The following is a 16137-nucleotide window of genomic DNA, read 5'->3' as shown; positions in this document are numbered from 1 at the left end:
CCGCCATCGCGCAGCGTCTCGAGGAATCCACGCGCCCAATGGCCGACGTCGTTGCCGCGCAGCTTCGCCATCAATGCGTGCCAGCGATCCTGGCGTTCGCGCAGGGGCATGCGCGCGGCCGCGTCGATGGCGTCGGCAACCGCATCGGCGTCGTGCGGATTGACCAGCAATGCCTCGGTCAGCTCCTCGGCCGCGCCAGCGAAGCGCGACAGCACCAGCACCCCCGGATCCAGCGGCGACTGCGCGGCGAGGTATTCCTTGGCGACCAGGTTCATGCCGTCGCGCAGCGGCGTGATCAGGCCGATCGCGGCGGCACGATGGAAGCCGGCCAGCACGCTCTGCGGGAAACTGTCGTTGACATAGCGGATCGGCGTCCACTCGGGCTTGGCGTGGCGACCGTTGATGTGGCCGGCCAATCCTTCCAGTTCGCGCCGCACCTCCTGGTACTCGGGTACCTGGATGCGGCTGGGCGGGGCGATCTGCAGGTAGGTGAGCTGTCCGGCGGAGGGCGCGCCGCTTTCCAGATGCCGTTCGAACGCGCGGAAGCGTTCCGGCAGGCCCTTGGAGTAGTCGAGCCGATCCACGCCGATCGCCAGCCGCCGGCCCGACAGGCTGGCGCGCAGATCGCGTTCGGCGATGCGGGCTTCGTCGCTCTGCGCGCAGGCCACGATCGCCTCGACATCGATGCCGATCGGGAACGCGCCGCTGCGGCCCTGCGTGCGGATGTCCTGCTGGCGCAACGCATGCCGGTAGTTGTCCAGATCCGTGCGGGTCTGGAAACCGGCCAGGTCGTAACAGGCCAGCGCGGCGAGCAGGCGGCGGTGCACGGGCAGGGCGGACAGCACGTCCGGTGGCGGCATCGGGATGTGCAGGAAGAAACCGATACGGTTGTCGATGCCCAGTTCGCGCAGGCATTGGCCGAGTGGAATCAGGTGATAGTCGTGCACCCACACGGTGTCATCCGGGCGCAGTTGGCCGGCGAGGGCTTCGGCGAACCTGCGATTGACCCGCCACCAGGCCTCGTGATGCTCGCGGTGGTAGTCGACCAAATCGATGCGGTAGTGGAACAGTGGCCACAGCACGCGATTGGCGAAGCCGTGGTAGTAGGCGTCGAATTCGTCCGCGGGCAGATCCAGCAACGCATACTCCAGCCGGCCGGCGCGGGTGCGCGCCAGCGGCAGGCGCGCGTCGCTGGCCATGCGACCGCTCCAGCCCAGCCACAGGCCGGGGCCGTCTTCCATGGCCGCGGCAAGCGCCACCGCCAGGCCCCCGGTCTGGGTTTCGCCGGGCAGGGCGACCCGGTTGGAGACCAGCACCGTGCGTCCCGCGTCCCCCTCGCCGCGAGCCACCGGCCGGTGCCGTGATTCGATGTTCATGCCAATACCTCGTCGTGTAGGGAATCCAGCAGCCAGCGGCGCACCGCGCCGGGATTGGCCAGTCGATGGCGCGCCGCGCTGGTGCGTGCCGCGCCAATCAGCACACTGACGCCGTCCAGCGCATTGACCTGGGCGAAACCCGGCTCGTCGGCGGGATCGTCGCCAATGAAGGCCGGTCGCCGGCCCTGGAACGGCGGCGCCTGCATGAAGGCCGCGATCGCCGCGCCCTTGTCCATTCCGACCGGACGGATCTCGATGCCGTGCGCGCCGGGATGCAGGCGATGGCGCGGCAGCCGCGTCCGCGCGGACTCGGCGAATGCGCCCAGTTCCGGCGCTGCATCAGGCGCGGCGCGCCAGTGCAGGAACAGGCAGCCACCGCGGCATTCGATCAACGCGCCGGGAAAACGCGCGGCGATCGCCTCGGCTTCCGCCGCCAGCGCGAGAAAACCGGCATCCATCTCCGGTGCCGGATTCCATCCGGCGTGCCAGCGTCGTTCCAGTCCGTGCAGGCCGGCGACCGCCGCGATGTGCACGGGATCGAACAGGGCGTCCAGCGCTTCCACCGATCGACCGCTCACCAGCGCCAGCGCGCCGCCGCATTTGCGGGACAGCGCGGGCAGGGCCTGTTTGATCGCGGGATCAATCCGCACCGCATCCGGCGTGGGCGCATGTTCGGCGAGTGAACCGTCGACATCCAGGAACAGCGCCCAGTCATCCTCTATCAGCGGTGGTTCCGCTGCCAGGGTACTTTCGCTTTCCATGGTTTCATCCTAGGTAGCGCGGCGTGAGCGCGATGTGGATGGGTCTTCATCCCGCGCCAACATTTCGCGCACGGCGCGTTGACTGCCGCCGCGCGAGGCTGCGATCTCCCGGGCTGCGAGACGACGGCATGGTTTCCGGATTCGCGGATCAATGGAACGTGCTGCTGGAAGTGGTGTACGCGATGGCGCTGGCGGGCAGCATCGGCGTGGAGCGCGAAATCAAGAACCGGCCGGCGGGTTTCCGCACCCACATGCTGGTCGGTGGCGCGGCCGCCTTCCTGGTTGGCATCGGTGGCCTGGTGATGGCCGAGAGCATGCGCGAGCCAAGCCCCATCCTCACGGTGGACCCGTTCCGGCTGGTGGAGGCGGTGATCGCCGGCGTGTCCTTCATCGGCGCGGGCACCATCTTCGCCCAGCGCGGCGCCGGTACGGTGACGGGCATCACCACCGCGGCTTCGCTGCTGATGGTGGCGGTGATCGGCGTGGCGGTGGGATTCGATTACGACCTGCTGGCGTTCCTGATCACTGCGGCCACGCTGTCCGTGCTGGTCGTGCTGGCCTGGATCGAGCGCCTGATCGCCCGTCGCCGACCGCCGGGCGGCCCCCCGCGGCCACCGGCTTCCGCTTGAGCGCCTACAGGGGTATGGTGGCGCCCGGGGGACATCGACCATTCCGCTACCTGGCTGCTCAGCGTCGCCATGACGGATACGCACAAGGAATTGCCCATAGTTCGCTCCACCCGGACGGTCGCCTGGTCGGGCATCGCGCTGGCGCTCGTGCTCGCGTATCTGCTGGGCTATTTCGTCTACCGCGACCATCAACTGAGGCTGGACGCGGCGCGGCGCCAGAGCATGGCGCTGGCCGAAGGCACGGCCAGGCTGCTGCGGCTGGAACTGCGGAACCTGGAACGGGCCATGGCCGGTATCGCCGGCGATGCCCAGCAGGCGTTCCGCACCGTCCCCGAATCGGCGTCGGCGCTGCTCGGCGAAGCGGTGGCCGGCGTCGTGGGCCGCCACCAGGAACTGCACAGCATCGTCATCGTGGATGCGGCCGGGCGCGCGATCACCCCCGGCCATGGCCTGCGGATTCCGCCGCCGCCGCGCGGGTCGCCGCCGCATGCCCTGCGCTTCGGCGCGCTCCAGCAACTGGATGGCGAATGGCTGTTGCCGCTGCTGACGTCGATGGACGACGGCCGCTGGATCGTGGCGCGCCTGCGGGTGGCGGAAATCCAGCGCCTGGTCGCAGGCCTGGACACCGGGCGGGACGGCGTGGTGACGGTGATGGATCACGGTGGCACGGTGCTGGCGCGCAGCCGCGACGCGGCGCACTACGTGGGACGCCGTTATCCCGAGATCCTGCCGTCCGGACCGCCATACGCGAGCAGCGCGATGATTCGCCGCAGCGGCGTGGACGGGGTGGTGCGGATCACCTCGCGCCTGCACCTGGACGACTATGGCGTGTTCGTCAGCGCGGGGCTGGGACGCAAGGAAATCCTGCACCCCTGGTATCTCCTGCTGTTCGGATCCCTGGCCGTCTACGTGCTGTACTGGACCAGCCTGCTGTATCTCATGCGCCACACCCGCCAGGCGGCGCGTGCGCAGAAGCGCCTGATCTCGGAAGTGCGCCGCGCCGGCGAAGGCCTGCGGCTGGCGCAGCGCATCGGCAAGACCGGCAGTTGGGTCGTGCGCCAGTCGCCGCCGCGGGTGGAATGGTCCGAACAGGTATCGGAGATCTTCGGATTCGGACCCGAGCGCAACAGCGCCGATCGGGAGGAGTTCTATGCGCTCGTGCATCCCGATGATCGCGATGCGCTGCGCGCGCGTTTCGCCCAGGCCTGGCAGAGCCGCGAACCCTTCACCGCCGAGTACCGGATCGTGCGCCCGGACGGGCAGGTACGCTGGCTGCTGACCCGCGGCGGCGCGGTCGAGGGTCAGGAAGGCGGCGCCGCGATGACCGGCACCCTGGTGGACATCACCAACGAACGCAGCGCACAGGCGCGGCTGCTGGAGACCGAACGCCAGTACCGCCTGCTGTTCGAGCGCAATCCGATGCCGTTCTGGGTCTTCGACCTGGAAACCCTGCGCTTCCTGGAGGTCAATGCGGCGGCCGAGCGCCACTACGGCTACAGCCGCGAGGAATTCCTCTCGATGTCCATCATGGACATCCGCCCGCCGCGCAGTTCAGTGGACATGCTGCAGTCGCTGACCGAGCCGGCGCCCTCGCACGAAGGCGAGGTCTGGAAGCACCTGAAGCGCGACGGCAGCGTGATCGACGTGCACGTGCGCACCGACACCATCAGCTACGACGGCCGGCCCGCGCGGCTGGTGCTGGCCGAGGACATCAGCGAAACGCTCGCCTACGAGCGCGAACTGAACTATCGCGCCAGCCATGACACCGCCACCGGCCTGCTCAACCTTCCCGGCCTGAAGGCCGCACTGGCGGCCGAGGGCAAGGGCAGCTATGCGCTGGCGTACGTGCAGCTGCGCGGGCTCGAGCTGGTGATCGACAGCCTGGGCCAGGCGGTCGCGACGCGCCTGCTGGATACCCTGACCAGCCGCCTGGAGACGCTGGCCGATTCTTGGGGGGAGACCGCGTTCGTGCCATCCGAGGCATTCGTGGTCGCGCTGCGCCCCGGCGTGGATGTCGACGAAGCGGTTGCCGCGCTGCATCGCGCGATGACCTTGCCGGTGGAGCAGGGCGGCTCGCGGCGCAGCCTGGAGGCGTGGGTGGGCGTGGCCCGGTTCGACGGCGAATCGTTCGAGAACGCGGTCAGCCATGCCGCGCTGGCCGCGCACGTGGCGCGTACGCAGGACGTGCCCATCCGCATCTTCGACGCGCCGATGGCGCAGGCCGCCAGCGAACGGCTGCGCATGATCGGGCGCATCCACGTGGCGCTGGAACAGCGCGATTTCATGCTCCATTTCCAGCCCATCTACCGGCTCGAGGATCGCCGGCCGGTCTGCCTGGAAGCATTGCTGCGCTGGCCGAAGGCCGATGGCGGATTCGTGCCGCCGTCGCAATTCGTGCCGCTGTCCGAGGATGCCGGGCTGATCACGACGCTGGGCGACTGGGTGATCGAGGAGGCGGCGCTATGCCATCGCAAGCTGGTCGCGGCCGGCTGGTCGGATCTGCCGATCGCGGTGAACGTGTCGCCGGCGCAGCTGCGCCGCCCCGATTTCGCCGAACGCCTGATCCGCCTGCACGAGCGCCAGGGGCTGCCGCGCGGCGCGCTGCACATCGAGGTCACCGAAAGCATGCTGCTGGACAGCCCGGAAGGCACCATGCGAACCCTGCGCACGTTGCAGAAACACGGCATCTGCACTTCGCTGGATGATTTCGGCACCGGCTTCTCCAGCATGTCCTACCTGCACCAGTTGCCGCTGGACGCGCTGAAGATCGACCAGACCTTCGTCCGCAACGTCGCCGATGACGACCGCAGCGCGGCGATCTGCCACGCCATGATCACGCTGGGGCACAGCCTGGGCCTGACCCTGGTCGCCGAAGGCGTGGAAACCCGCGCGCAGCTGGACTGGCTGCATCGTCACCATTGCGATCAGGTGCAGGGATATCTGCTGGCCCGGCCGATGGATCTGGCCGGGACCCTGGAACACCTTGGCCCGGCGCCGCCGCCGGAACTTCCGGCCAGGCCGTGAGCGATCCGGCCATGCGACGGATCATGGTCGACGGACACCTCGCCAGCCGGATCAATGCAGGGTCCAGATATCCGGGATCAGCGCTTCGGCCGATTCGCGGAAGCCATCCTCGAACTGGGGCGGCAGGCCGAGCGGGAAATTCTCGGCCGCGACCTGCAGGCAGGCGATCAGCCGTGTCTGCACGGGTTCGTCCACGGACTGCATGACGGTGGACGCCACGTAGCCCATGACCGCGAGCTGGCCCTGCAGCCTGCCGAAGTGCTCCAGTACGCTTTCGACCACTTGATCCTGACGTTGCATGCGCCGCTCCACCGCCGGCTCCAGGCGGCGGCAGAGGGCTTCCAGTTCGGCGAGGCGGGTTTCGATCGACGTCTTGCCCATGCGCATCTCCTGCTTGGCTTGCAGGACTGCACCTTTCCCGCGACCGCATCAAGAGAACGTGTGCGGGAAGCGGAGAACCGGTTGGCGATCCAGACGAGGTTGACCCGCCATTCCCGGCGACCGTGGTGGCCTCGGGCCGGTTCTCCTGTGGGGCTGCGGGTCAAGGCGAGGCTCCGCGAGGGAGTGCGTCCACTGAATATGCAGCCGGCCGGGATGTTCTCCGGCATCCACGCCCGCGAGTTTCCGCCACGCGGGGGAAATCGCGGGTGCAGGGCGGATCCACGCTTCGTTAAGAAGCGGGCGCCGCAAAGCGCGGGTTCATCCGCCGCGGGCCGGCGACGCCTAGTGGGGCGGGGCGGTGCGCAGCAACGGCGGCTCATGTCCCAGCGGATGGGTCGGCAATCCCCCGCATGCGACGCAGGCATCGTCGAGGGGCGCATGCGGCTGGCGCCAACCCAGCACGTACCATCCTTCCTCATCGTCCGATGCCAGCTCCGCGTGCCATGCGCGGCCATCGTAGCGGCCGCTGAACCAGCCGGTCACGTCGTCGATCGAGCACGCATAGATCGCCAGCGGCACGTTGACCGGGGGCGCGCGTTCGGGCAGGTAGCAGCAGGCGGAATCGGCTGGCGGACTCATCTGGAATTCCGCGTGCCGCGCACGCCGGAGAGGAGGACGATCCGGTTGTACTCCCGAGTCCGGCAAGAGCGTGTGTGCATCGCCGCGTTAAAGGCGGATGCACGCGAAGGCGTCGCGCTGTCACGGCGCGTTTGCACGGCCGAGGCTAGAACATCGGCAAGTTGGCGAGTCGCCACGAATCTTTTGTTTCTCCCACCCGACGGCAAGGAGTATCCAATGGCACGCTCATCCATGACCGACCAGACCCAAGTGAACGAACTGCTGCTGCAGGCGCTGGAAACCGAGCGCGGCGGCATCCAGGTCTACACCGCCGCCCTGGAGGCGGTGCAGAACGAGGACCTGAAGGAAGAGTGGCAAAAGTATCTGGAGGAAACCCGCCAGCACGAACAGATCCTGCTGGACGTGTTCGAACAGCTCGGCAAGGATCCGGAGGCGGCCAGTCCCGGCCGTGAGGTGGTCGCCCATCAGGGTCGTTCGTTGGTGAAGGCCATCCGGATGGCGATGGCCGAAGCGGGGGCCGCCGCCGCCGAACTGGTCGCCGCCGAATGCGTGGTCCTGGCCGAAACCAAGGATCACCAGAACTGGGAGCTGATCGGCCGGGTCGCGGAAAAGGCGGGCAAGCAGGAAGGCAAGATCCTCAAGGCCGCGCACGACCAGGTGGAGAAACAGGAAGATCACCACCTCTACCACACGCGCGGCTGGGCCCGCGAATTGTGGATCCAGTCGCTGGGCCTGCCGGCCGTGTTGCCGCCGCCGGAAGAGGAACGCAATGTCGAAACCGCCATCGGTGCCGCGCGTGCCGAGCAGGCGCGCGACAAGATGATGTAGGCACGCCGCGGCAGGCGCCGTCAGATGCAGTGGAAACCTGCCGCGCCCAAGGGCGCGGCAGGCCCGTTCAGAACTCGTCGACGAATTCCACCGCCATTCCCAGGCTTTCAGCGCTGCGGATGATCAGTTCGCGCACCTCGTCGCCGGTATGCGGTCCCGGCACTTCGATCTCGATGGCATGCACGCCACCGGCGCCCTGATCGTCGACCAGTCCGGCCGAGCTGGAATCCTCGTCGTCCATGTGCGGCATCAGATCCGCCACTTCCTCGACCCGTTCGACACCGTCCACCCCATGCACCACGCTCATCACGGTGGCGGCATCGGCCTCGCTTCCGGTCAGTCGGATTTTCAGCAGGGGCATGGGTGGGCTCTCTCGTGATGGGCAGGGATGGAGATTCGTCGCCCCGGCGGATGCCGGGGCCCATTTGGATTTCCATTCTTGGCGAGATGCCCCGCGCGGACCTCAATGGATTCCAACTGGACTGATGAACCCGGCATGCCGTTCATCTGCCCGCATCCTGCATAGAACGAAAACGCTGACGAGCATGTGAAGAGCGTGCGCATACACGCTCGACACGGCCGCGCTGGCAGGCTGCACCGCATGAACATGATGGCGTCGCGATGTACCAGGTATTGATCGTATGTGTCGGCAACATCTGCCGCAGCCCGATGGCCGAGGCGGTGCTGCGTTCGCACGGGCACGCGGCCGGCCTGCGGGTGCGTTCGGCCGGGCTGGCGGCGCGGGTGGGTGATGGCCTGCATCCGATCGCGGCCGAATTGCTTGCCGAAAATGGTCTTCGATTGGATCACCATGTCGCCCGCCAGATCGATCTGCGCATGCTGGTCGAGGCGGATCTGGTGCTGGCGATGGAGCAGAGGCAATTGCGTGCGCTCGAGGCGATCGCGCCACCGCTGCGCAACCGCATGCACCTGCTGGGCAGATGGAAAGGTCGCCAGGAAATACGCGATCCCTGCGGAAAACCGCGCGACGCCTTCGTTCGCACCTTCGATCTGATCGGAGAGTCGGCGCGCGCCTGGTGCGAGCGGATGCCGATCGGCTCCGATTCACGATTGTTCGCGCTGCCTGCACACAGCTGAGCCGATGCCCTTACGCAGTTCACGCTTTCATGCGCTCATCAAGATGCTGTCCGTAGATTGGAAACGGAACGATCCACTAACGCACACATCACGCGGGACAGTGGTTTTGCCAGGGATGACCGGTTGGACAGGATGGCCATCACGGACTAGTGAGTAGCGAGGATTTCTGGATGGAGCATCCGAGGATCATCGCCGCCAGCGCGATAGCGTTGGCGGTGACATTGTTCGCCATCTTCTCGATGCGCCCGTGGGCGCGCCGGGTCGGTCTGGTGGACAGGCCCGACACCCGCAAGCAGCACAACGGGCGGGTGCCGCTGATCGGCGGCATCTGCTTCTTCATCGGGCTGCTGGTGGGACTGGCCTACCTGGGCTTCATCGACCGCTTCGTCATGAGCGTGATGATGGGCGCCGCCCTGATCGTGGCGATGGGCGTGGCCGACGACGTGGTCCATCTGACCGTGCAATCCCGCCTGCTGATCGAATCGGCGATCGTCGCCCTGGTGATCCTCAGTACCGGTTACTACGTCGATCACATGGGAGGGCTGCTGCCGGGCGACATCCGGCTGGGCATCTGGGGCATCCCGCTGACCATTTTCGCGGTCATCGGGCTGATCAATGCATTCAACATGCTGGACGGCATTGACGGCCTGGCAGCCTCGATCGCGCTGGTCTGCATCGGCTCGGTGCTGCTGTACGACCGCGCGGGCTGGACCGCGGTGGGTGCCATGCTGATGCTGCAGGTGCTTTTCGCGGCGTTGATTCCCTACATCTTCGCCAACCTTGGCTGGCCGGATGGACGCAAGATCTTCATGGGCGACGCCGGCAGCACCGCGATCGGATTCCTGCTTGGCTGGAGCCTGATCTACCTGAGCCACTCGCGGGTCGGCCGGCTGGCGCCGGTGGACGTGCTGTGGTGCGTCGCCTTGCCGGTGATGGACACGCTGGCGGTGATGTACCGGCGCATCCGCGCGGGACGTTCGCCGTTCGGCGCCGACCGCCAGCATCTGCACCATCTGTTGATGGACAGCGGCTTCTCGCCGCGCGTGACCCTGGCGCTGATGGTGTCGATCGGCATCGTCCTGGCCCTGCTGGGTTACGTCCTGCGGGCGGTGCCGGACATCGTCAACCTGTTGTCGTTCATCGCCGCCACCGTGATCTACCTGCTCGGGCTGCCGCGCCTGCTCGAACTGCGCACGCGCGGTTTCAGCTGGCCGTCGCGCGGGCTGGCCCGGTTCGTGCCGTCCCCGCACGCCGGGCGACGCTTCGTGCCGCCTGGCGCCGTCAGCAGCGAGGACCACGAACCCTATCCGGTCGTCCGCGGCGCCGATGGCGATGGCCCGGTGCGCGCCCTGTGCGTGGTCGCGGCCACGCCGGACGCGATGGGCGTGGCGCCGATCGCGCAGCGGCTCGCCGATGACGCCCGTTTCCAGACCAGCGTGTGCCTGTCCGAAGTGCCTGGCACCGACGGCGAGGCGGCGCTGCGCCTGTTCGGCCTGAAGGCCCAGGATCGCCTGTCCGGCGACGACGGCGCCGACGCGCTTGTCACCGGCGCGCGCGAGCTGCTCGACCAGATACGCCCCGACGTGGTCCTGGTGCCCGGCAACGCACCGGCCACGTTCGCGCTCAGCCTGGCCGCGCATGCCGATGACGTCCCGGTGGTGTGCGTGGACGGCGACGCGAGCGCGGCGACCCCTTCGCATTGGCCCAACGAAGCGAGCCGGCGCATCGTCCAGTCGCTGGCGGCGCTGCACGTGGCCGCCAGCGAGGACGCGGGCCGGCGCCTGCGCCTGGAGGGCGTGCCGGAGGAACGGTTGCTGGTGCAGGAGGGCATCGTCGCCGAAACCCTGCGCACGGGACTGGATGTGCTGCGCGCCGAACCCAGGCTGGCCAGTGCGATCGCATGGCGTTTCCCGTTCCTGCGCGATGAGAACCCGTTGCTGATGGTCGCCTGCGCGCCGGACCAGGACGCCGCCGTGCAACTGGCCGAGGCGCTGGAAATGATCGCGCGCCGGCGCCCGGACGTGGACATCGTGTGGCCGCAGGAATCCTCCGGCAATGGCGCCGCCGGCGATGTTTCCGCCGCGCTGCATGCCTTCGCCAACGTGCATATCCTGGAACTGACCGACTACCTGGCCTGGCTGCACCTGCTCGAACGTGCGCAATTGGTACTTGCCGGGCAGGGCGGCGGTTTCCCCGGCCAGTTGCAGGGCAAGCCGGTGCTGCGCGTCTGCGACACGCCCGATGGCGAGGGCAACGGCATCGCCATCGGTACCACCGCGCTGGCCATCGCCGGCCGCGTGCTGACCCTGCTCAGCGAACCTGCCGTATACCAGTCGCTGGCCACGGCGACCACGGGCGACGCCCGTGCGGGGCTTCCCGGCGACGAGGTACCCGACGCGCTGCTGCGCCTTCGTACCGGCGGACATCCGCCCCATCCCCCCGAAGCCCAGGACATCCGCTACGCCTATGGCGTGCGCGAAGCGTCCTGACCGGCTTGCGTGAATCCCATCTGGCAACGAGGTGACTCCCCCATGGCCACTCAACTCATCACGCGGACGTTTCCGCCCGGTCCGGATCTGACCCCGGGCCCCGCGCCCCGCGAGGGCGATGTCGATCTGCCGACCCTGGTGGCGACGCTCAACCAGAACAAGCGCATGATCCTGCTGGGCACGGCGGCGTTCTTCCTCGCCAGCCTGCTGTACGTGCTGGTGGTGACGCCGACGTACGAGGCCAACGCGGTGGTGCAGGTGGAAAACCGGCCGGCGATCCCGCCGGGCGTCAGCACCAACGCCGCCATGCAGGGCCCGCCGCCGATTTCCACCTCGCCGGGCGCGACCGAAGTGCAGTTGCTGACCTCGCGCCGGGTGATCGGCGAGGCGATGACGCGACTGGATCTGGACGTGGACGTGCAGCCCGCGCGTCTGCCGCTGCTGGGTGAATTCATCGCCCGCCGTTACCAGAAGTCCCACCCCGGGGCGCTGTCGTCGCCATGGCTGGGCCTGAGCGGCTATGGCTGGGGCGGCGATGTGCTGGAAGTGGCACACCTTGAAGTCCCGCGCGAACTGACCGGCGCGCAGTTGCGGATCACCGCCGGCGAAGGCGGGCAGTACGTGCTGTCCACTCCGGACGGCCGCGTGCTGTTGCGCGGCAAGGCCGGCGTGCCCGCCCGCGCGGGCGGCACCGAACTGCTGGTGCGCCGCCTGGTCGCCAACCCGGGCATGCGTTTCGACGTGACCCGGCGGGACCCGACCACGGTGATGGCGGCACTCAAGCAGGACATCACCGCGACCGAGCAGGGCCGAAATTCCGGCGTCATCGCGTTGACCTACGCCAACGCCGATCCCGAGCGCGCCCGTCGCGTGCTGGATGAGGTGACCCGCGAGTACGTGCACCAGAACGTGGCCCGCACGTCCGCCGAAGCGGCCAGCCGGCTGAAGTTCGTGACCGAGCAGTTGCCCAACGTGCGCGAGGAACTGGCCAAGGCGCAGGCGGCGCTCAACCAGTTCCAGACCCGGACCCAGACCCTGGACGTGGCGGTGCAGAACCGGGCGTTGCTGGATCGGACCATCGCCCTGGATGCCGGCATCCAGCAATTGCGCATCCAGATGACCGAGGTCGCCAACCGCTTCACCCCCTCGCATCCGACCTACCAGACCCTGCAGCGGCAGATCGAACAGTTCCAGGGCGAACGCGCCGCCCTGCAGGGCCAGATCCGCGACCTGCCGGATACGCAGCAGGGCCTGTTCCGCCTCAACCGCGACGTCGAGGTGACCAACCAGACCTACGCCAACCTGCTGGACCAGGCGCAGCAGCTGAACATCGCCCGCGCCAGCGCGGTCGGCAACGCCCGCGTGATCGATCCGGCCGCGGTCAACCTCAACAGCCCGGCCTGGCCCAAGCCGCTGCCGGTGCTGGCCGCCGGCACCGCGCTCGGCGCCGTGCTGATGATCGCCTTCGTGCTGATGCGCCAGCTGTTCCGCCGCGGGGTGGAGGATCCGGTCGACATCGAGCTGCTGGGCCTGCCGGTATACGCCTCGATTCCCTTCAGCGAGAAGGGCCGCGAGCTCACCCAGCGCACCGGCGGCCGCCGCCGCGAGCGGCGCCAGCGCCTGCTGGCGCTGAGCGCGCCGTCGGACCTGGCGATGGAGGCACTGCGCACGCTGCGCACCAGCCTGCACTTCGCGCGGATGAAGACCCGCAACAACCTGCTGATGATCTCCGCGCCGAGCCCCGGCGTGGGCAAGACCTTCGTCTGCGCCAACCTGGCGGTGACCATCGCCCAGACCGGCCAGCGGGTCCTGCTGATCGACGCCGACATGCGCCGCGGCACCCTGCACGACGCCGTCGGCGTGCGCTGGGAAGGCGGACTGTCGGATCTGATCCTCGGCCGGATCGAACTGGAGGATGCCATCCGCCGGGTCGCCGGGGCCGACAACCTGTCGTTCATCTCGCGCGGCGCGGTGCCGTCCAATCCGTCCGAACTGCTGATGCACGAGAACTTCACCGCGCTGCTCAAGAACGTGGCGCATGACTACGACATCGTGCTGATCGATACCCCGCCGGTACTGGCGGTGACCGATGCGGCCGTGATCGGGCAGCACGCCGGCACCTGTCTGCTGGTGGTGCGCTGGGGTCTCAACCAGCAGCGCGAGATCGCCCTGGCCAAGCAGCGCCTGGAGCAGAACGGCGTGGAGGTGAAGGGCGCCATTTTCAACGGCGTGGAGAAGCGCGGGGCAGGGCAGTACGCCTATACGTACTACGAGTACCTGCCGGCGCCGCGCACCGCCGGGTCGCGCTGAGCACGCGGATCGCAACGACAAGGAGGAACCATGCAGATCACCATGTCCCCGTACTACGGGAAGCCCGACTTCTCCCCGTTGTCGGAGCCCAATGCGCAGCGCATCGACCCGGTGTCGGTGGCGGACCTGCTGCGCAATGCCTTCGTGTATCCGCCGCATTCCATCTACGAGGGCATCAAGCTGGTCACGTTCGGCTTCTCGCCGGACCAGGACATGCACACCGCGCCACGGTTCCGTTTCAAGTTCCGCAATGCCGGCGAAGTGCCGGAGGTGGCGCGCCATCCGCAGGACTGGATCGCGGTCTATCACCGCAAACTGTGCGAGGCGATCGAGCGGTCCTGCGCCGGAATGTCCTCTCCGTGGCTGTTGCAGAGCGGCGGCAAGGATTCGACTACGCTGGCGATCGCGCTGGCGGACGCGCGTCCCGACGCGACCTGCATCACCTACCTGGGCGGACGCGAAGAGAACGAGGTCGAATCGGCGCAGCAGGTCGCGCGGCGACTCGGCTTGCGCCATGAATCGCTGGTCTGCGATCCGGGCCGCGCCTATGACCGCTATCTGGCACTGGTCGGGCGGATGCCCCTGCTGACCGCCGACTTCGCGCTGCTGTCCTATGCGGACCTGGGCACGGAGGTGCGTGCGCGTGGCGGTGACGGCGTGATCGACGGACTGGGCGCGGACAGCTATTTCGGCACCCCGGTCGATCGCCAGCACCACTTGCTGGGCAAGCTGGCGCGCGGCATGCGCCTGCCGGTGGACGTCACCGCCTTGCCCGGCGTGGATCGCAGCTTCGAGGCGTGCTTCCTGCTGGGCACCCTGCAGATGACCCCGATCGAGCGGGTGTTCCCGGGTTCGCGCTTCAGCGACGCCGAGGTGGACGCGCTGTTCGGGCACCCCATATCGCGGCGCTCGCGGGCGCGGGTGACCTTGTTCCAGGAGGAAATCGCCACCGCCACCAGCGCCTGGGAATGGCGCGACATGTCGATGTCGATCGCCGGTTCGGCCGGCGCCTTCGCCAAGGGCCTGTATACGGCGCATGCGCTGGGACTGGATGCGGCCTATCCGTTCTGCGATCACGACCTGCGCGAATGGATCCACCTGGAGGTACCGCGCCGGCAGAAGGTCGATCCGGAAACCGGCGTCAACAAGATGCTGATCCGGCGCCATATCGCGACCCGTTTCGCCGAACTGCCGTACGTGCAGCGCAAGGGCAGTTTCCGATTCGATCTGTGCGGGCTGGCCGCGCAGCGTTTCGACCAGGTGCACGGCTTCGCCCGCGACCTGTCGGAGCTGCTGCCGGGCGCGGTGCCCTGGCTGGAGCGCAACCGGCGCCGGCTCGACAACAAGTACCACGCGTCCAAGTTCTACCTGCTGGCCATCGTGCTGCCCTGGCTGGCCGCGCGCGGGGTGGCGACGGCCGCGCGGGAGAAGGCCGCCTGACGATGGACCTCCAGCGACGCCGCTGCCTGCATGGTCTGGTCGCGGGCGCGGCGCTCGCGGCCTTGCCCGCCGCCGGCACCCTGGCGTCGGCGCGTGGAAGCGTACGCCTGGACGTGCGTGAATTCGGCGCGCGCGGCGATGGACAGGGCGACGATACCCGTGCGTTCCAGGCCGCCATCGACGCGCTGCCGGAAGCCGGTGGTACCGTGGTCGTTCCCGCCGGCAACTACCCGATCGACCCGTTGCGGAGCCTGCGCCTGCGCAGCCGCATGCACTTCTCGATGGCGGCCGACACCCGCCTGGTCGCGATGAGCAATGCCGCGCCGCGCGCCTACGTACTGCTGCTGCAACAACTCGACGACGTGGAGGTGTCGGGCGGACGCATCATCGGCGATCGCGAGCGCCACCTGGGCACCACCGGTGAATGGGGACACGGGATCATGGTGCGCGGGTCCAGCCGGATCCGCCTGCATGACCTGTACATCACCCGGTGCTGGGGCGATGGCATTTCGGTGGGCGGCCTATCCGGTGTTCGCGGCCAGCCGCCGCTGCCCAGCCGCGACGTGCTGATCCAGGACGTGGTCTGCCAGGGCAACCGCCGGCAGGGGCTTACCATCGGCCGCTCCCGCCATGTACGGGTGTTGCGTTCTTCTTTCCTCGACACCGGCGGGGTGCTGCCGGGCTGCGGCATCGACATCGAACCCGACCCGGGAGGCGACGCACGCGACGTGCTGATCGAGGACTGCCTGGTGCAGGGCAACCAGGGCGCGGGCATCCAGCTGTACGAGCGTGTCCACGACGTCACCGTCCGCCGCTGCCGGATCCTGTCCAACCGTGGCGACGGCCTGCACCTGCGCGCCGCCACGGGCGGCCTGATCGAGGGCAACGAAATCCGGGGCAACGGCCTGCGCGGCATCACCGTCCGCGCGCGCAGCAGCGGCTTCCGCCTGCGCGACAACCAACTGCGTGGCAACGCCGCCCAGGTGGCGAAACGCTCCGGCAAGGAAGCCGGCTGGATGAACCTCGACGTCGCCCGCGGCGCCTCGTCCATCCAGATAGACCCCAGCAGCCGCCCAGGCCGCTGAGTCCCAGCCCTTATCCTGTGGGAGCGACGTAAGTCGCGATGTGGATGCCACCACGCTTCGCGACTTACGTCGCTCCC

At 68.4% G+C, this 16137-nt stretch carries 12 protein-coding genes and 1 pseudogene; 8 read left to right on the top strand and 5 right to left on the bottom strand.

Annotated elements, in window-relative coordinates:
- Positions 1 to 5: 5 nt before the first annotated feature.
- Both FHW78_RS00605 and otsB read right to left on the bottom strand, forming a co-directional pair.
- Positions 6 to 1376: pseudogene (locus FHW78_RS00605) on the bottom strand (trehalose-6-phosphate synthase); the annotation flags it as partial.
- A complete protein-coding gene (otsB, locus tag FHW78_RS00600; protein ID WP_183636394.1) occupies positions 1373 to 2137 on the bottom strand; it encodes a trehalose-phosphatase in 765 nt (254 codons plus the stop codon). The gene otsB and the pseudogene FHW78_RS00605, both read right to left, overlap by 4 nt.
- A gap of 128 nt (positions 2138 to 2265) precedes the next feature.
- Here otsB and FHW78_RS00595 point away from each other — a divergent pair, with 128 nt between their 5' ends.
- A complete protein-coding gene (locus FHW78_RS00595; protein WP_183636391.1) occupies positions 2266 to 2766 on the top strand; it encodes an MgtC/SapB family protein in 501 nt (166 codons plus the stop codon).
- Between the two features lie 69 nt (positions 2767 to 2835).
- Positions 2836 to 5790: an EAL domain-containing protein gene (locus FHW78_RS00590; RefSeq protein WP_183636388.1), complete on the top strand. Its 2955-nt coding sequence runs from the start codon at positions 2836 to 2838 to the stop codon at positions 5788 to 5790.
- Between the two features lie 51 nt (positions 5791 to 5841).
- Here FHW78_RS00590 and FHW78_RS00585 read toward each other — a convergent pair whose 3' ends face one another.
- Both FHW78_RS00585 and FHW78_RS00580 read right to left on the bottom strand, forming a co-directional pair.
- Positions 5842 to 6171 (bottom strand): hypothetical protein, encoded by a 330-nt coding sequence (locus tag FHW78_RS00585; protein WP_183636385.1) that lies wholly within the window; start codon positions 6169 to 6171, stop codon positions 5842 to 5844.
- A gap of 342 nt (positions 6172 to 6513) precedes the next feature.
- Positions 6514 to 6810, bottom strand: coding sequence for a hypothetical protein (locus FHW78_RS00580; RefSeq protein ID WP_183636382.1), 297 nt, complete (start codon positions 6808 to 6810; stop codon positions 6514 to 6516).
- A gap of 216 nt (positions 6811 to 7026) precedes the next feature.
- On the opposite strand from FHW78_RS00580, the gene FHW78_RS00575 reads away from it, so the two are divergent.
- Positions 7027 to 7638, top strand: a complete 612-nt coding sequence (locus FHW78_RS00575; RefSeq protein WP_183636379.1) for a hypothetical protein — start codon at positions 7027 to 7029, stop codon at positions 7636 to 7638.
- A gap of 67 nt (positions 7639 to 7705) precedes the next feature.
- On the opposite strand, the gene FHW78_RS00570 is transcribed toward FHW78_RS00575, so the two are convergent.
- A complete protein-coding gene (locus FHW78_RS00570; protein ID WP_183636376.1) occupies positions 7706 to 7999 on the bottom strand; it encodes a hypothetical protein in 294 nt (97 codons plus the stop codon).
- A gap of 260 nt (positions 8000 to 8259) precedes the next feature.
- Here FHW78_RS00570 and FHW78_RS00565 point away from each other — a divergent pair, with 260 nt between their 5' ends.
- The 5 genes from FHW78_RS00565 (at position 8260) to FHW78_RS00545 (ending at position 16060) form a co-directional block, all read left to right on the top strand.
- Positions 8260 to 8736 carry a low molecular weight protein-tyrosine-phosphatase gene (locus tag FHW78_RS00565; RefSeq protein WP_183636373.1) on the top strand — a complete coding sequence of 159 codons (477 nt, stop codon included), beginning with the start codon at positions 8260 to 8262 and terminating at the stop codon, positions 8734 to 8736.
- A 170-nt stretch (positions 8737 to 8906) separates the two neighbouring features.
- Positions 8907 to 11225, top strand: a complete 2319-nt coding sequence (locus tag FHW78_RS00560) for a UDP-N-acetylglucosamine 2-epimerase (protein WP_183636371.1) — start codon at positions 8907 to 8909, stop codon at positions 11223 to 11225.
- A 42-nt stretch (positions 11226 to 11267) separates the two neighbouring features.
- Positions 11268 to 13535 carry a polysaccharide biosynthesis tyrosine autokinase gene (locus tag FHW78_RS00555; RefSeq protein WP_183636369.1) on the top strand — a complete coding sequence of 756 codons (2268 nt, stop codon included), beginning with the start codon at positions 11268 to 11270 and terminating at the stop codon, positions 13533 to 13535.
- A 30-nt stretch (positions 13536 to 13565) separates the two neighbouring features.
- On the top strand, positions 13566 to 14975 hold the full coding sequence (locus FHW78_RS00550; protein WP_183636367.1) for an asparagine synthase-related protein: 1410 nt from the start codon (positions 13566 to 13568) through the stop codon (positions 14973 to 14975).
- 2 nt (positions 14976 to 14977) lie between these two features.
- Positions 14978 to 16060: a right-handed parallel beta-helix repeat-containing protein gene (locus FHW78_RS00545; RefSeq protein WP_183636365.1), complete on the top strand. Its 1083-nt coding sequence runs from the start codon at positions 14978 to 14980 to the stop codon at positions 16058 to 16060.
- The last annotated feature ends 77 nt before the right edge of the window (positions 16061 to 16137 follow it).

Source organism: Pseudoxanthomonas sp. OG2 (assembly GCF_014192765.1).
Lineage (GTDB): Bacteria > Pseudomonadota > Gammaproteobacteria > Xanthomonadales > Xanthomonadaceae > Pseudoxanthomonas_A > Pseudoxanthomonas_A beigongshangi.
Note: the sequence above shows the minus strand (reverse complement) of the source record. Positions and strands in the feature narration are given on the sequence as shown.

Coding starts and splice junctions, on each gene's coding strand:
- FHW78_RS00550 (WP_183636367.1), top strand. CDS start 13,566: ATGCAGATCACCATGTCCCCGTACTACGGGAAGCCCGACTTCTCCCCG.
- FHW78_RS00585 (WP_183636385.1), bottom strand. CDS start 6,171: ATGGGCAAGACGTCGATCGAAACCCGCCTCGCCGAACTGGAAGCCCTC.
- FHW78_RS00560 (WP_183636371.1), top strand. CDS start 8,907: ATGGAGCATCCGAGGATCATCGCCGCCAGCGCGATAGCGTTGGCGGTG.
- FHW78_RS00545 (WP_183636365.1), top strand. CDS start 14,978: ATGGACCTCCAGCGACGCCGCTGCCTGCATGGTCTGGTCGCGGGCGCG.
- FHW78_RS00595 (WP_183636391.1), top strand. CDS start 2,266: ATGGTTTCCGGATTCGCGGATCAATGGAACGTGCTGCTGGAAGTGGTG.
- FHW78_RS00575 (WP_183636379.1), top strand. CDS start 7,027: ATGGCACGCTCATCCATGACCGACCAGACCCAAGTGAACGAACTGCTG.
- FHW78_RS00565 (WP_183636373.1), top strand. CDS start 8,260: ATGTACCAGGTATTGATCGTATGTGTCGGCAACATCTGCCGCAGCCCG.
- otsB (WP_183636394.1), bottom strand. CDS start 2,137: ATGGAAAGCGAAAGTACCCTGGCAGCGGAACCACCGCTGATAGAGGAT.
- FHW78_RS00590 (WP_183636388.1), top strand. CDS start 2,836: ATGACGGATACGCACAAGGAATTGCCCATAGTTCGCTCCACCCGGACG.
- FHW78_RS00570 (WP_183636376.1), bottom strand. CDS start 7,999: ATGCCCCTGCTGAAAATCCGACTGACCGGAAGCGAGGCCGATGCCGCC.
- FHW78_RS00555 (WP_183636369.1), top strand. CDS start 11,268: ATGGCCACTCAACTCATCACGCGGACGTTTCCGCCCGGTCCGGATCTG.
- FHW78_RS00580 (WP_183636382.1), bottom strand. CDS start 6,810: ATGAGTCCGCCAGCCGATTCCGCCTGCTGCTACCTGCCCGAACGCGCG.